The following is a 14,514-nucleotide window of genomic DNA, read 5'->3' as shown; positions in this document are numbered from 1 at the left end:
CCGGTTTCAATTGCTTTTGGGAGATGTCAAATCTTTAACGTCGGTAAGTTTAGCGTATACCAACAGGCGTTGATCAAATGACGGCGGATTGACGCAGGTGATCATCAGTAGATATTTATCAGCTGTTTTCTCTTTTATTAGGGGAACTATTTCTTGTGGCTGTACTATTAAGCGCTTATCGACTTTATACGTGTACTCCTTATTGTTGCCGAGAACCTTTACTTCTGCGCCTATTTCGACTTCGTCAAGACGATTAAAGTAATGTCCTTTCTCAATCATGTGGTGTCCGAATAGAACAGATAAACCGCTATCACCGTAAAGTGGAGCTGAGGTCTGGTGATGCCCGATTCCGTAACGTAACTCAATCAAACCGGCTTTGCTGAGAATTGGTAAACTTAAGTCTATGCTGCTGATTTGCAAACGACCTATCGGCTGAATTAGGACTTTTTTACCTTGGGGGTAGGATTCTCCATTGTTGGAAAAAACTTCCCATTGTTCGCCGGCAACTTTGTTAGCATCAGGATCGACATAGATGCCTTGGCGGTTATTCGGATCTACTTGTTGCTCGACTGGAACCAAATCATAAAGCTCGGAGGATATTTTTTTCTGCTTTTCGCGCGTCGCACGGGAAGAAATAAAGTAATAAGCAGCGGAAGAAAACATAATCAGAGCCACCAACAAAATTATGGCGTCATACCATTTAAATTGCCAACGCCGCTTTGATTTTGACGGTTTGTGATGGTCTCGCTCAAGGCTTACGCGTTGATCGGCGGCAATGAAATTTTGTCTCGGCGGATAAGCGGCTTGTTGCCAGGCCTGCGGTTGCTGAAAGGGTTGTTGGTAAGGCGTATTATAAGGTGGCTGGTTTGGTGTGCCGAAATTTTGCGGATTGTTTGAGTTATCATTTGTTCCATTCAGGTGATTGTTTTTTTTCATGCTGACTCCTCATACTAATATTTACAAGAAGGAATATAACTAATTTTAGCACACTTGGAGCTCTATGCGGGAGCCTTGATTTCCGTTGAATGTTAAAAAAATACTACATAATGATAAAATTATAATTCATCCGTTATTTACAGAAAACGCCGAACGCTGATAACTATTTGTGATAAAATACAATAGCATATTTCTAGATTTATACAAGGAGGTAGCTATGCTGTGGAATGATTTCCAAAAATTGATTTCCGAACCGATGACAGTTTTTCTGTTACCTTTTTGTGACGATTATTATGAAGTTCCTTCATTCAAAAGCAAGGGCATGGAAGACTTTGCCGCTATTTTACGCTGTGCGGCGGTGTTTAATCAAAATTCATTTGAGTTTGCCAATGCACTTGAACCTTGCTTAGATGAAGCTGCGCGCACGAGATTGCTTTCTTTAGCAATATGCTTACCGCCACCTAAAAAGCACACCAAATATTTAAACCGGTTGATAAAGTCGTGGTTTGAGTTTACCCAAGTTTTTCTGCAATGCGCTGATCCCACATCTACCCCTGCGTCCGTACCTGAGGCAAATTTGTTGTCTACAGGCGCAGCGAAAGATGGAAGGCCGCTAGGTGCCGATGTGACGACTGAAAAAATCAATATCATTAAGTCGCGAGATGAAGCCCGCAAAATTGATGCTGTAGTTACTGATGAATATATAAATAAGTTACTTGCTGCTTCAGCTGAGTTTTTCGCCGCTTGCGTTGGGATCTTGACCGACATTGCTTTAGAGAGTTTCCCGGCGCAGACAAAGAAGGCTGCCGTTGCAGGGGAGGCCGAGGCTGCCAATTGCATACGAGCGGAGAAAACTAATGGCATGACCGAGATAAGCGAAGAAGATCGCAAGATAACTGACGCCGATATAGTGCGGTTACACGCCATGGCTCCGGGGTTGAATTTGCCAAAATTGGCTGTTCTCGCCACAACTTGGTCGCGACAAAAGTTTTTAGCGGCCGTAGATGTCAATTTAACCAAGTTTTACATGCAAATAGCTTTGACTGAGATGGCTTGCTTTACGAGCATTATCAATCCGATCGGCAAGGCATTCATTGATAAAGGTTATGAAATTTTGTATGAGTCAGAAATCCTGACTGACTTGCAAAAAAAAGTTGTTTGCCTGCACCAAATACAATATGAACTGAGCTTTTTTTCTCATTATACAATTACCGATTTGCATTTGTTACTGCGACATTTACAAACAGTCTGTCCATGGATTTGGCAGGAAGCTACCGGCGAAAATATTTTGTTCGCAGTCGCGGAAACTTTGAATAATAATGCTGCATGGCAAGATTTGCTGGATTTGGTAACATCGGTCCCGGAAAAATACTGGAGTTCTCGTATTTACGGACTTGTGCGGCAGGCAACTATAGAACTTAATCAATGGGAACTTTGCCTGAAATATTGCGAAAATGAATTGCAGACCGGTAAGGCGGAAGTTAAGACGTATTATGATGCTGGCTACGCCTGGTACAATTTAGGCGAATTTGCCGATTCATTGGCGGTGCTACGGCAGGGAATGGCTATTTATGGCCATTTGGTCAAACTTAGTATTGGGTCGGCTTACGCTCTGATAGCAATGGAAAAATATGATGAGGCTCTTAATTGTCTGTATGAGGTAGCAGACGAAGTGCATGAAAGTGGATATTGCGAAATCGATTATAATTTGGCACTTGCTCAGACTTATGTAGCCCTGAAGCGTCCCGGCAAAGCTCTCCCAATTTATCGGTATTTAACCAATGTTTATGGCCCGCAGGCTGTGTTTTGCCGTGATCGGGCGCGAGCTTTGTCGGAGATGGGCTATAAGGAAGAAGCTTTGCGGGTAGTACGTGAAGGGTTAAAGTTTGAACCCGAGGATACCAACCTATTGTTGACTCGGTGCTTTTTGCATGCTTCTATGCCTTATTTGAGTCATAAGCAGGCCTTACTTTCTTTTAAACAGGCCTTGGCCGGAAATAAATTGACGGCTGAAGAACTTGATCAATTAGCCGTGGCGGCCTTGCACCTCGATTTGTTTGATATTGCCGGGGAAGCTATTATAACCGCTTGGCGGCAAGACAAATATTTTGCACCTCTATACTACACGATAGCTTTGTATTGGCAGGCAAAGGGTCAGAGCGAATTGGCTCAACGCGTTCTTGATTACGTCCTACAGTTTGCTGATGATCGCTATGATTACTTAATGTTTAAGGCCACTCTCTATATGGAAAGCGGTGAGTTTACCACTGCACTGGAATATCTCGATTACTGTCAGCATATTAATGGCGTAAATCTGGAAATTGCTCTCGGCAAAATGCAAATATACCGGTTTTGGGGTCTGGAAGATGAACGCTTGGTATGGAGCACGATTGCCAAGTCCTTAGGCGAATAAATCTATTTTTGATATGTAAAAAGTCGACTGCTTTAAGTGGCCGGCTGTCGTGTGCTATTAATTGCGTTTTAAGTGGCTGCTCAGGCGCGGAAGCTATTATTTGTAGCAGTAAGCTGCGTTGCAAGCTGGTATTTCAGCAAAAAGCGAATGTCTAAGCGTCAACAGTTTTAGCTCGAACTATTTTGCAAACTAACGGACGAATAAAGCCTAGTATGGAAACTTACTTCTCAAAATGCTATTATACACGAATTTTTGGAAAAATTGTCAACATTAGACTTGTATTCAGGATTAGCTGAATTTTTATCAAAAGGGCAAGTATATTTCTGCGAATTTATGCTAGATTTTGCTAAGCAAAGAATAAAAGAGATGGACGAGATGCTTGCTGTGTATAGCTTTAAACGGAAAAAATCTTGCTACCGCCGTTTTTCAAAGGAGTAAGCGGGATTCGTTGTATAGATTCGTCAATCTATAACAGCCGGTGGTTACAAGTATTGATTTTATATTGGCTCTTGGGTTCCCAAAAACTACAATAAATTGACGCGGTCATTTCTCCGTGCCCATCTTTACTTATTCGGGAGATGGGTGTAGAATTAAAGAAGTTAGTTAGGACTAACTATAGGATAATCGATTCTAAACTAGCAGTCTATAAAGCAGAAATTTCTTTTTCTGCATGAAAGGCATCTATGAACTGAATCGAAATGTACCTAGGGTATATCCTTCCCTTTTTGAAAGAAAAACTTTATGCGTGTGATACAGAAAGGAGTTTTCATTCTATGAAAAGAACGCCCATATTTACTGTCCTACTCTTGTGTTTGAGCATTTTGCTGACGGCTTGTGGAGCTCAAAAAGAGCAAAACTTGTTGCTACGCATTGGCGGAATGAAAGACTTCAAGAGTAGTGGGAGTGCAAGAACACTTGTATTCGATCCTCTTACTCGTTTGGATAAAGACTTGAAGCCGATTCCATACTTAGTGTCGTGGGAGGCTGATGAGCAACAGAAAAAGTTTAAACTCAATGTCACAAAAGATGTCAAATTCCATGATGGAACAGCACTGAATGCCGATATCGTCCGTTGGAACATCGAAAGCTTGGGGGCGCTCTATTACTGTGGATATGCAAACTACCTTGAAAAGGTTGATGTGAACGATGATCTTACATTAACGGTATCTTTTAAGCAGAGTTACCCGCTTTTCCCTGAGGAGCTTGCCACAATCCCCGTAATGCCGATTGACAATATGTCCGAAGATTATAAAATCGCTTCCTTTAATGGCACAGGACCGTATCGTCTGGAAGAATACGTTGAGAATCAAACAACTAAATTAAAGAGAAACGAAAACTATTGGAACAAAGAAAAGAAACCTAAAATTACAGAAGTGGATTGGGTTCCTATCGCAGATGGAGCCGCCAGAGTTATGGCGGTCACTAATGACCAGGTTGATGTCGTGGGTCTGACAGATGGATACAATGCTTTCTCTTTCAATCTTCTGCGTGACTTAGAGAAAAATGATTCCGTCAGCATGATTGTAGAGCCTGCGGAGCAATTTACCAGTGCTAATTCTCTTGGGTTGAATTGGCAAAAAGGCGTTCTTGAGGACGTGAATTTGCGTGCGGTGATTTGCTATGGAATTAATCGGGAACCGTTAGCAAAAAATATCCTTTTCGGTATTCCTCAGGTTGCAGAACACTATATTGGTGGAGCCTATTGGGATGCACCCGAGCATTTTGTAGAAGGCATTGGCTATGATCCCGAAAAGTCAAATGAATTTCTAGCAAAAGGGGGCTACAAGCGGGTGAACGGGAAGATCACAAAGGATGGTAAACCAATCAAATTGGACTTCGTTGTCCGGGCAGAAGATGAACAACCCGAAGTCGGTCAGTACATTAAAGCAGAATTGGAAAAGCTGGGATTTGAATGCAATCTGATTATCCTGGAACCAACCCAAGCCTTTGAGCGTCAGAAAAAGTTAGAGTATGATGTCACGATCAGCTGGCCGTGGTACGAACCGGTAGCCGCTTCCTTGCCATCCATGGGGTTGAGCAAAGAATATCAAGGAATGGGTCTAGGAGGATTAGTGGACAAAAAGATGCTGGATTACGCAGATGAATTTTATAAAGCTAAAAATCGAGATGAGGCAAAAGTAGCTCTTCAAAAAATATGGAAGACGCAATACGACAATTACTTGGCTGCCCCACTCTATGCTACGACTCGTGTAATTATACACAACAAAAAATACGATGGATACTTATTGGACGGCAGCTACTATCAGGTTGACCTGTCCGAGATCCATTTAGCGAAATAAACAAGTGATCGGATGAGGATCAAGAATGAGAATATCTTATATTCTTCGTAAAATATTCGTGGTACTTCCGATGATATTTGTTATTTCTCTGCTCTGCTTTAACATGATATATTTTGCTCCAGGAGACGCCGGAAAGCTTCTCCTGGAGACAAAATCGGGGCGTGGAGACAGGTTTTCTGCTTCGGATATTGCGGATTTTTCGGAACGAACGGGTTTAAATTTAGATGTTGTCGAAGCCTATCGGAACTGGAGTTGGGATCTGCTAAAAGGCGATATGGGAGAAAGCGTCTTATATTCGGAGTCGGTGTCGAGTGTGGTGAACCGTTATTTCCGAAACACACTTGTCATGGTTGGCATTGCCTTCATGGTTTATCTAATTACGGGGATTTTTTTAGGCTTTGCATCAGGTCTTAGACCAGGAGGTTTTTTTGATCGACTCAACCGTTTTTGGGCGATACTAACTCTGTCGCTTCCCTCGTTTTGGATCGCGACACTTGTTTTGTTTTTATCAACGAAGTTTTTCCCGGGACTTCCTGTTCTTTACTTTGACGGATGGCGTTCTTTTGTTGTCCCCGGGGTGATTATGGGTCTGGTTTTTGCTGGTAATTTAGCTATGATGTTGCGAGATCGTGTTCTGCGTGTTTCGGAGGAAGATTTTATTGACTGTGCAAAAGCGATGGGCATTTCACGTTCAGATGTTGTGTGGCGACACATTTTCCCCAACGTCTTAGCTACGATGATCTCAGTCAGTGCCTTGGATCTTTCTTTCATGCTTATGGGGAGCCTGGTGGCGGAAAAAATTTTTTCGATTCCTGGGATTGGACAACTTTTCCTAAAAGCTGTTAACGTCAAGGACTATTTCCTGGTTGCCGGATGCACTCTTTATTTTTGTTTGTCTGTGAGTTTATGCAACCTTATCGCAGAGCTGATCTACCCTTTCATTGACAGGAGGCAGGTGTGTTCACGAAACGAAATGCTATGATCAAAATACGGTGCTACATCGCGCTCCTTTTAGTCGTCCTGATTGTTTTTGGATTCCTTGCTTATGGCACAGGAGAGCGATTCAATGCCATGTCTCCTGAAAATCAGCTTTTGGAACCATCGTTGAATCACCTTTTCGGAACTGATGTTTTCGGAAGGGATGTTTTTCTTAGAACGGTCAGAGGTTTCATGAATGCGTTCCTTCTTGCGATTTTATCATGGATTATTGCATTTGGCTTTGGGATTCTCTTGGGAATCTTTTTTGCATATGTCGGAGGTTTAGCAGATGCCATTTTTTATCATGTGTGCAATTTTATTTTTAGTTTTCCCACCATGGTATTGGCGATCTATCTGGCATCGGCAAGCGATGCGAAAATACCAATTCTTATTTTCCTGACATCGTTTGCCCTGATCTTTAGCAATGCAAAAATTGTCCGTGCATTGGTCAAAAGCCTCATTAAAGAGAATTATATGATTCAACTTCAGATTATGGGGGCGGGATTTTGGCATATGACTCGTTACCATCTATTAAGGGAGTCCATACTCAATTTGCTTCCCATTATGCCGTTGATGATCGGTCATATTATTCTTGGAATCTCAAGTTTTTCCTTTCTAGGATTTGGCATACAACCTCCGGAAGCGGAAATCGGGCTACTCCTCTCCGAGAATTTTAAGCTGATTACTATTGCTCCTTGGACGTGTCTTTTGCCGGGCCTTTTCCAATTTCTCATCATCTGGGCACTCAGCTATTTAGGCGAGATGACGCGAAAGTACTACACAAAAGAAGGAGTTTCGCATGATGAATTTTAAAAGTGACAAGCTGTGTGTTCAGCCCGATCCTTTATGCGAGAATAAGGGAGCAGAGAAAAATAAAGAAGTCCTTCTTTCCGTCCGAGAACTTTGTGTCAAAGTAAGAGAGTCAGAAAATCAAAAAATGCTATTGGACAACCTTTCTTTTTCCCTTCGAAGAGGCGAGGTTTTAGCTCTCGTCGGGGAAACTGGCAGTGGCAAAACAATGACTGCAAAAGCGATTATGGGGATGCTGAACGCGAATTTAAGTGTAGAGGGCAGGATTGTATTAGAAGGACAAAACCTGCTGGATCTCAATGCACAAGAAATGCACGCACTGCGTGGCCGAAAAATTGGCATGGCTTTTCAGAATCCTGAAACTGCCCTCAATCCGCTCCTGAAGAATGGAAACCAACTCAATTTGATTATGGGGAAAAACGAGAGCGATCAAGTGCGTCGCCTGCGTTTATTTGGCTTGTGCGATAAAAGGATTCTTAAGCAATATCCATTTGAACTCAGCGGGGGAATGGCACAGCGATTCATGGCCTCGCTTTCTCTCGGCCATGGCGTTGAAATGGTTATTTTTGATGAGCCCACTCGTGGGCTTGATCCTGATAATCGGAATCTTTTAGCCGAATTGATCTTGCTTTTATCCAAGAAGAGACATGTTGCTATTTTGCTTCTTACACATGACATGGGCCTGATTGAGAGAGTCGCCGATCGCTGTATTGTATTACAGGATGGAAAAATCGTTGAACATGGCAGCGTAGACACTATTCTTCATCATCCGACATCGTCTTATATGAAAGGCATACGTGATGAGGATCCTCGGTTTCAACGGATTTTGCCGTTGCTTGATTCAGAAGAAAAAAAGCAGGAAGAGACACCTATATTGGAGCTTAGGGATATTCATTGTTCTTACGCTCTTAATCCCTTCAGCAAGGAGCGTCACCAAGTGCTCCACGAATTGAATATGAGTGTATTTCAAGGCGAAATCTTAGGTCTTATCGGTGCCTCAGGATGTGGGAAGTCAACATTAGCATCATGCATCTTAGGATTATTAAATTATCAGGGAGAGATTTTATTTAGCGGTAAATTGTTGAAGATGCGTGGCAGACCTCAGATTGGGCACATTTGTCAATCAGCAACAAGTTCATTTGATCCGGCACGTACGATTCGCCAGAGCTTGGAAGAGGTTTTTTTAGTACACCCGGAATATGCATTGCCAGGAGAAAAAGAGAATCAAATTCATCACGTCCTAAAAGTTGTGGATTTGTATCATTTATTGGCGCGTTTGGATTCCTACCCCCACGAGTTTAGTGGTGGTCAGTTGCAACGTTTTGCCATTGCACGCACATTGCTTTCACAGGTGAAGTTTATCATTTTAGACGAGGTGACATCCATGTTGGATTTAAAAACACAGGCATCGATTATTCGTCTCCTTGCTCGTTTGCGAAAGGAACGCGGCTTAACCTATATTTTTATCACTCATGACTTACCGTTGGCCCAGCAGTTCTGTGATCGAATATTGCAGATGAAAGACGGCTGTGTAAGAAACTGTTTAGAATGGGAGGAAACAGTATGTTGATTCACAAACGTTTACGCGACCTTATTCAAGGCGTGGAAGTCTTTGTTTTTAGCAAAAGCCTTTTATCGGTCTGCGTCAGCCTTACGTATATTGCACAAGCCGTTCTATTTGGACAGGTTATCCAGATGCTTTACGAGAGTGCTGGGATGGATGCCTTGAAATGGCATGTCTTTTGGATTGCATTTTTAATTTTGGTCCGTCTATTTCTCATCACAGGACTCAATGTGTATGGAAAGTGGATTATCGGCCAAATTAAGAATCGTCTGCGCAAGCGCACCTTTATTCAATTGATGAAACTGGGTCCTGCCTATCTTCTTGATGAACGAAGCGGAGAGATCCAATCTAAGGCGATGGCCGGAATTGACTATCTTGAGGGATATTTGAGCCTTTACATTCCTCAAATCCTAACTGTTTTTATTGTCTTATCCGGCATTTCCATTTATGTTTTTTCGATTCACTTCGCTTTGGGAATCCTTATCCTCGCCACCGCTGTCACCGCACTCTTTATGCCTTATCTTTTCCTCTATAAGATAACCAGTTTCAGCGAAGAACATTGGGCGGCCTACACCAATCTGAGTGCTGAATTTGTTGAAACAGTGCAGGGCATGATGACGCTCAAGGCCTTTAACGCCTCAAAAAGGGTTGGTACAGGACTGAAGGACAAAATGCATCGTCTCTTTGACAAAACAATGAAGAGTCTTACCATCAGTTTGATGGAAACGGGACTTGCAAATTTCTGCGTGACCATTGGCAGAAACTTCACACTGGCTCTTGCTGCCTATTTTACCGTCAAAGGGACAATTCGTGTCGGTCAAATGGCTATGTTATTCTTCCTTGTAGCTGAAGCGTATAGGCCACTTCAAGAGCTGGGCCAGTATTTCCATCAAGGTTTTATGGGGATCACTTCATGTGATGGACTCTTTGAAATTTTAGATCAGAACATCAAGATTAAGGACGCGGGCACGTCGACAAAAATTAATCGTCCGAGACCTGAAGCCTCGGAGATTGAATTTTCAGGGGTGGAGTTCAGCTATCCCGAAAGCGAAACGACACTGTTCCACAATTTAAATATACACATTGCTCAAGGCGAGAAGCTTGCTTTTGTCGGCGAATCCGGTGGCGGGAAAACAACGATTGCAAGGCTTCTGCTTCGTTTCTATGACCCGGATAGTGGCAGTATTCGCTTAGGTGGAGTGGATTATAGGGAACTTCCGCTTTCTGAGCTGAGAAAGCAGTTCTCTGTGGTTTCCCAGGAAACCTATCTTTTCTATGGAACGATTATGGAAAATCTGCTTTTAGCTAATCCTAAAGCCAGTGAAGAGGAAGTCAAGCAAGCGGCAAAACTCGCACAGATCCACGATTTTATTCAGGCTCTTCCTCAAGGTTATGAAAGCAAGGTAGGGGAAAAGGGAGTTAATTTTTCTGGCGGAGAGCGTCAGCGCATGGCGATCGCCCGAGCCTTGTTGAAAAATGCGCCGATCATCATCTTCGATGAGGCAAGTTCCAGTGTGGATACAAAGATCGAGAAAGAAATTCAAGAGCATCTACAAGACGCTCTTAAAGATAAAACGACTATAACGATTGCTCATCGTCTTTCGACGATTCAGGATGCTTCGCGGATTTATGTCCTGCGCCACGGAGAAATCGTTGAAGAGGGCACGCACGAAGATTTGATGAAAGGTGATACCTACTACAGTCATCTCTTTGCCACTCAAGAGGCCGCAGAGCAAGCACAAGAATACGAGCAGGAATGGAGCTAAGACATGCATAAAAAAGTATCTTTTATGACGAAATATCATAATATTCTAAAGCTTTCGAGCTATGCTTTTCATTTTAAAGCAACCTTTTTCTCCACAATTCTCTGTGGTGTTGCCAATCAGACTTTTTCTCTGCTCACATTACTTCTTGGTGCGCTTCTGATTGGGAAAGCGTTCGCTGGCACTGCTTCAGAGAAAATTTTAAGCTATTTTCCGATATTGCTTCTCCTTTGCCTACTTCAAGGCTTGTTCACATATCTACACATGTTGGTGACACATATTTTAGCGTATAAGGTTTTGGAGGCTATGCGAAGAGATGTGTATGATGCCGTAGAACGTGGAACACCATTGACAACCTTGCATTATCAGAGTGGAAATTTGAACGCCATCATTATGGAAGATGTGGAGACGTTGGAGATCTTTTTTGCCCACGTCATGGGTGATTACGTCATCGCCTTTATTAGTACTTTTGTGTTTTTTGGCATTTTTGCCCAATTTTCGCTGCCCTATGCATGCCTAAGTCTCCTCTGCGCCGTACTAATCGCCATCGTGCCCTACACCTTCCCTAAGATCAAAGGCGAAATTGGCCAAAAATTGAGGAGGGGTAGAGGACAAAACAACGCCTTTGCACTGGATGTCATTCAAGGTCTAAGAGAAATTCTCATTTTCAACCGAGAAGCCAAGTATATCAATCGACTGGAGAAGGACACGCTGGGTCTCAACAAGCTGGAGATGAAGGACGGATTTTATCAAGGACTTCAGAACACACTTATCAACCTACTTGTTTCCGGATTTGCCCTTTCCTTTGTCCTTTTGGCGCATCACCTGTCCATGACGGGCAGTTTATCACCGGAATATCTATCTGTATTCATCGTGATGGTCCTAAACATCTTCATACCGGTACTCAGCGTTTCGGGCACGGCGGCCAGCTTAAATTCAGTGGCAGCATCAGCCGATCGTGTGGATAGGATTTTACAGGAAGAATCACCGCTCCAGGAAACAAATCCCCAGCTTCCACGTTTGAAGCGGGACACGATCTTTTCCCTTAGAGATATCTACTTTTCTTATAAAAAAGAGGATCCAGTTCTTCAGGGAATAAGCCTGGACATAGATGCCGGTGAAAATGTGGCACTTGTTGGTGCCTCCGGAGCAGGTAAGAGCACCCTAGTTAAATTGCTTCTGCGCTTTTATGATGTGGATCGTGGTGTGATCTATTTTAAGGGAGCGGATTTAAAAAGCATGGAGCCGGAAGTATTACGTGAGTCAATAGCAATTGTTCCGCAGGATTGCACCCTTTTTCGTGGTAGCTTGCTTGATAATCTTCGACTGGGGAAACCAGATGCAAGTCTAATGGAGGTAAAAAAAGCCGCCGACCTTGCTGTGGCTTCAGACTTCATTGAAGCCCTGCCCAAGCAATATGACAGTGAGATAGGTGAAGGTGGACTGAGCTTTTCTGGTGGCGAGCGTCAGAGGTTGGCAATCACCCGTGCCTTGGTCAAAAACAGCCCTGTTCTGATTATGGATGAAGCCGTCTCCAATCTTGATGCGGAGAATGAAAAGAACTTCCATCAGGCTTTAAGACAGATGAAGCAAGGTAGAACCATCCTTACAGTTGCCCATCGACTCTCAACCATTTTGGAGGCAGATCGGGTGATCGAGTTGGCAAATGGAAAAATCATCTTTGATGGAAAAACGCAGGATTGGCAGAGCTATCGTGCAAAGAAGGCGGCAGCACTCTTATGAAATGCTCATTTTATAGTTTCGTTCTTATTTCACACTTCCCAAATCACCAGTGCGATGATAGATCATGTTTCTTTGCAAAAAGCTGACAGCAAAAGAACACGAGATATACGGCGAAAGAGAAGTGATAAAAGTTTCAGGCAATGAACCGCAGCATATAGAACTTATTTACAATGCTGTGTATAGCTTTAAACGGAACAAATCTTGCTACTGCCGTTTTTCAAAGTAGTAAGCGGGATTCATTGTATATATTAGTAAATCTATAACAGACGGGGTTACAAGTATTGACTTTATATCGGTTCTTGGGTTCCCAAAAACTACAATAAATTGACGCGGTCTACGTGAATTAGGCTCTTGCAAGTGATCGAAAATTATGGTAGAATCGACCTTGCGCTTATGCAAAAGAGGAGGTGTAACAGATGGCAAAATGTGAATTGTGTCAAAAAGATATTTTATTCGGTCGTAAGATTAGCATTACGCGTTCACAGGTTTCAAGACGTGCTTTGGCCAAGCAAAAACCCAATGTTCGCAGAGTGAAGGTTGTGGTTAACGGCACACCATGCACCAAGTATGTTTGCACTCGGTGCCTCCGTTCCGGTGCGGTAACGAGAGCTTGAGGCGAGTTGACCGTTTTCGGACAAATTCGACTGATATTTGAAAGCTTGTCTGCGGACAAGCTTTTTTGTTTATAAATATAAGACGACGCCAATCTCAAGATCGGCGCCGTTTTGCGTATGCGTTCGGCCATTGCCTGGCCTGAATGTGAGTCTGTTTGCTGGTTTTGGTTTTAGTTTTATTGATTCGAGGTTGACTATACCGCTTGTCTTATTGCCCTTGCCCGCTTTTAGTTTGGCTCTGCTTACTTACCGCAGGATTTTTCAATTTTATTACCAGGCGGACCGGTAAATGGTCGGCATATTTGAAGCCAACATCGGCAACGGCAACATCGACGATTTCCACGTTGGGAGAAACTAAAAAGCCATCCAGTGAAAAATACTGTGCATCATTTTCTCGGCCTTTAATTGGCTGATCGTTGAGCCGATTGGTGTATTTTTTTGTATCGACTGCAAATTTCCAGTCCGGCGCGAAGTCATCGGCCGCAAGTTTGGGTGGATGCCAAAAATTAGTGTTTTTTACCGGAATGTCCGGTGCTCCGGGCAAAACTTGGTTCCAATCACCGCCAGCTACTACGTAATTACCTTTTTCATATTCTTTTTGCAAAAATTCTTGCAACATTTTACTTTGTGCCGTCTTACCTTCACCGTTATCATAGGCCTCTAAATGCAAGTTAACTGCCACCAGCTGGTGATCAGATTTTTCGATAGGATAGCGGTTAACCAGTAGACAGCGTTTCAGGTTGACCAAGCGTACCGGCCATTTAAACGGCACTGGTAAAGCTATCCGTTCGGCTCCTGAAATTTCGTAGGTGGATAGGGTTTGCAGTCCGCTGGCAACTTGGCCGATGGGTGGCCAAGGGTAGGGAATATAATTGCACTTGAAGTTGTAAGCGAAACTGTAGCCTAGATCCAAAGCTTTACTCAAATAGGCAGTCTGTTCGACGTTGTAACTACGGTGCGAATCCTCGTCCACTTCTTGCAGAAAATAAAAATCGGCCGGCAAAAGTTGCAGCTGTTTGCTGATACCGTGCAAATTTTTGTGAACGTCATTGATTGAATCAGGCCGCACCATTTTACCTCCGTCCATGAAGAAATCTTGCTCTTCACCTAAGCCGGCGTAGCCAATGTTGTAGGATAGAAAACTGAGCTCGCTGTCAGCTTTGATTTGGCGCGGATTAGGTGTTTGAATTATACGCGTCTGTTCTACGGGATCCGGAGAAAATTCGGTCAAAGCCAGATAGCCTATACCTCCGATCACGACCAAAAGCACAATGATCACAAGGCTTAAAACGATCTTCAAAAGTTTGGACAAAATTTTTTGCGCCATAAGTCACCTCACAGATAGAATACGTTGATTTTATCACTTATTGGCTCACTTGGGTACGGCTGTTGG

The 14,514-nt window shown here is 43.1% G+C and carries 10 protein-coding genes; 8 read left to right on the top strand and 2 right to left on the bottom strand.

The window, feature by feature from the left end; genetic code table 11:
• Window positions 1-6 precede the first annotated feature (6 nt).
• The gene (locus tag HMPREF0868_RS05520; protein ID WP_012993726.1) at window positions 7-936 is read right to left on the bottom strand and encodes a class D sortase; all 930 of its coding nucleotides are present in this window, start codon (window positions 934-936) and stop codon (window positions 7-9) included.
• Window positions 937-1,153: 217 nt separating this feature from the next.
• On the opposite strand from HMPREF0868_RS05520, the gene HMPREF0868_RS05515 reads away from it, so the two are divergent.
• The 8 genes from HMPREF0868_RS05515 (at window position 1,154) to HMPREF0868_RS05480 (ending at window position 13,121) form a co-directional block, all read left to right on the top strand.
• Window positions 1,154-3,349, top strand: coding sequence for a tetratricopeptide repeat protein (locus HMPREF0868_RS05515; protein ID WP_012993725.1), 2,196 nt, complete (start codon window positions 1,154-1,156; stop codon window positions 3,347-3,349).
• Between the two features lie 773 nt (window positions 3,350-4,122).
• Window positions 4,123-5,649: an ABC transporter substrate-binding protein gene (locus HMPREF0868_RS05510; protein ID WP_012993723.1), complete on the top strand. Its 1,527-nt coding sequence runs from the start codon at window positions 4,123-4,125 to the stop codon at window positions 5,647-5,649.
• Window positions 5,650-5,674: 25 nt separating this feature from the next.
• Window positions 5,675-6,631, top strand: coding sequence for an ABC transporter permease (locus tag HMPREF0868_RS05505; protein ID WP_012993722.1), 957 nt, complete (start codon window positions 5,675-5,677; stop codon window positions 6,629-6,631).
• Complete coding sequence (locus HMPREF0868_RS05500; RefSeq protein WP_012993721.1) at window positions 6,607-7,440, top strand: ABC transporter permease; 834 nt, start codon at window positions 6,607-6,609, stop codon at window positions 7,438-7,440. Before HMPREF0868_RS05505 ends, HMPREF0868_RS05500 begins: the two co-directional genes overlap by 25 nt.
• Window positions 7,427-9,007 carry an ABC transporter ATP-binding protein gene (locus HMPREF0868_RS05495; RefSeq protein ID WP_242821309.1) on the top strand — a complete coding sequence of 527 codons (1,581 nt, stop codon included), beginning with the start codon at window positions 7,427-7,429 and terminating at the stop codon, window positions 9,005-9,007. The genes HMPREF0868_RS05500 and HMPREF0868_RS05495 overlap by 14 nt, the downstream gene beginning before the upstream one ends.
• Complete coding sequence (locus HMPREF0868_RS05490) at window positions 9,001-10,767, top strand: ABC transporter ATP-binding protein (protein WP_012993719.1); 1,767 nt, start codon at window positions 9,001-9,003, stop codon at window positions 10,765-10,767. Before HMPREF0868_RS05495 ends, HMPREF0868_RS05490 begins: the two co-directional genes overlap by 7 nt.
• A gap of 3 nt (window positions 10,768-10,770) precedes the next feature.
• Complete coding sequence (locus HMPREF0868_RS05485) at window positions 10,771-12,507, top strand: ABC transporter ATP-binding protein (protein WP_012993718.1); 1,737 nt, start codon at window positions 10,771-10,773, stop codon at window positions 12,505-12,507.
• Window positions 12,508-12,923: 416 nt separating this feature from the next.
• Window positions 12,924-13,121: a large ribosomal subunit protein bL28 gene (locus HMPREF0868_RS05480; protein ID WP_034574351.1), complete on the top strand. Its 198-nt coding sequence runs from the start codon at window positions 12,924-12,926 to the stop codon at window positions 13,119-13,121.
• A 208-nt stretch (window positions 13,122-13,329) separates the two neighbouring features.
• Here the strand turns inward: HMPREF0868_RS05480 and HMPREF0868_RS05475 are convergent, their stop codons facing one another.
• Window positions 13,330-14,448 (bottom strand): exonuclease/endonuclease/phosphatase family protein, encoded by a 1,119-nt coding sequence (locus HMPREF0868_RS05475; protein WP_012993716.1) that lies wholly within the window; start codon window positions 14,446-14,448, stop codon window positions 13,330-13,332.
• Window positions 14,449-14,514 lie beyond the last annotated feature (66 nt).

It is taken from the genome of Mageeibacillus indolicus UPII9-5 (assembly GCF_000025225.2).
Classification (GTDB): Bacteria; Bacillota; Clostridia; order Saccharofermentanales; family Fastidiosipilaceae; genus Mageeibacillus; species Mageeibacillus indolicus.
This window is presented reverse-complemented; position numbering and strand designations above follow the sequence as displayed.

What these genes read in the sequence shown, in the direction of transcription:
- HMPREF0868_RS05520 (WP_012993726.1), bottom strand. Translation starts at nt 936, where the DNA reads ATGAAAAAAAACAATCACCTGAATGGAACAAATGATAACTCAAACAAT.
- HMPREF0868_RS05515 (WP_012993725.1), top strand. Translation starts at nt 1,154, where the DNA reads ATGCTGTGGAATGATTTCCAAAAATTGATTTCCGAACCGATGACAGTT.
- HMPREF0868_RS05510 (WP_012993723.1), top strand. Translation starts at nt 4,123, where the DNA reads ATGAAAAGAACGCCCATATTTACTGTCCTACTCTTGTGTTTGAGCATT.
- HMPREF0868_RS05505 (WP_012993722.1), top strand. Translation starts at nt 5,675, where the DNA reads ATGAGAATATCTTATATTCTTCGTAAAATATTCGTGGTACTTCCGATG.
- HMPREF0868_RS05495 (WP_242821309.1), top strand. Translation starts at nt 7,427, where the DNA reads ATGATGAATTTTAAAAGTGACAAGCTGTGTGTTCAGCCCGATCCTTTA.
- HMPREF0868_RS05490 (WP_012993719.1), top strand. Translation starts at nt 9,001, where the DNA reads ATGTTGATTCACAAACGTTTACGCGACCTTATTCAAGGCGTGGAAGTC.
- HMPREF0868_RS05485 (WP_012993718.1), top strand. Translation starts at nt 10,771, where the DNA reads ATGCATAAAAAAGTATCTTTTATGACGAAATATCATAATATTCTAAAG.
- HMPREF0868_RS05480 (WP_034574351.1), top strand. Translation starts at nt 12,924, where the DNA reads ATGGCAAAATGTGAATTGTGTCAAAAAGATATTTTATTCGGTCGTAAG.
- HMPREF0868_RS05475 (WP_012993716.1), bottom strand. Translation starts at nt 14,448, where the DNA reads ATGGCGCAAAAAATTTTGTCCAAACTTTTGAAGATCGTTTTAAGCCTT.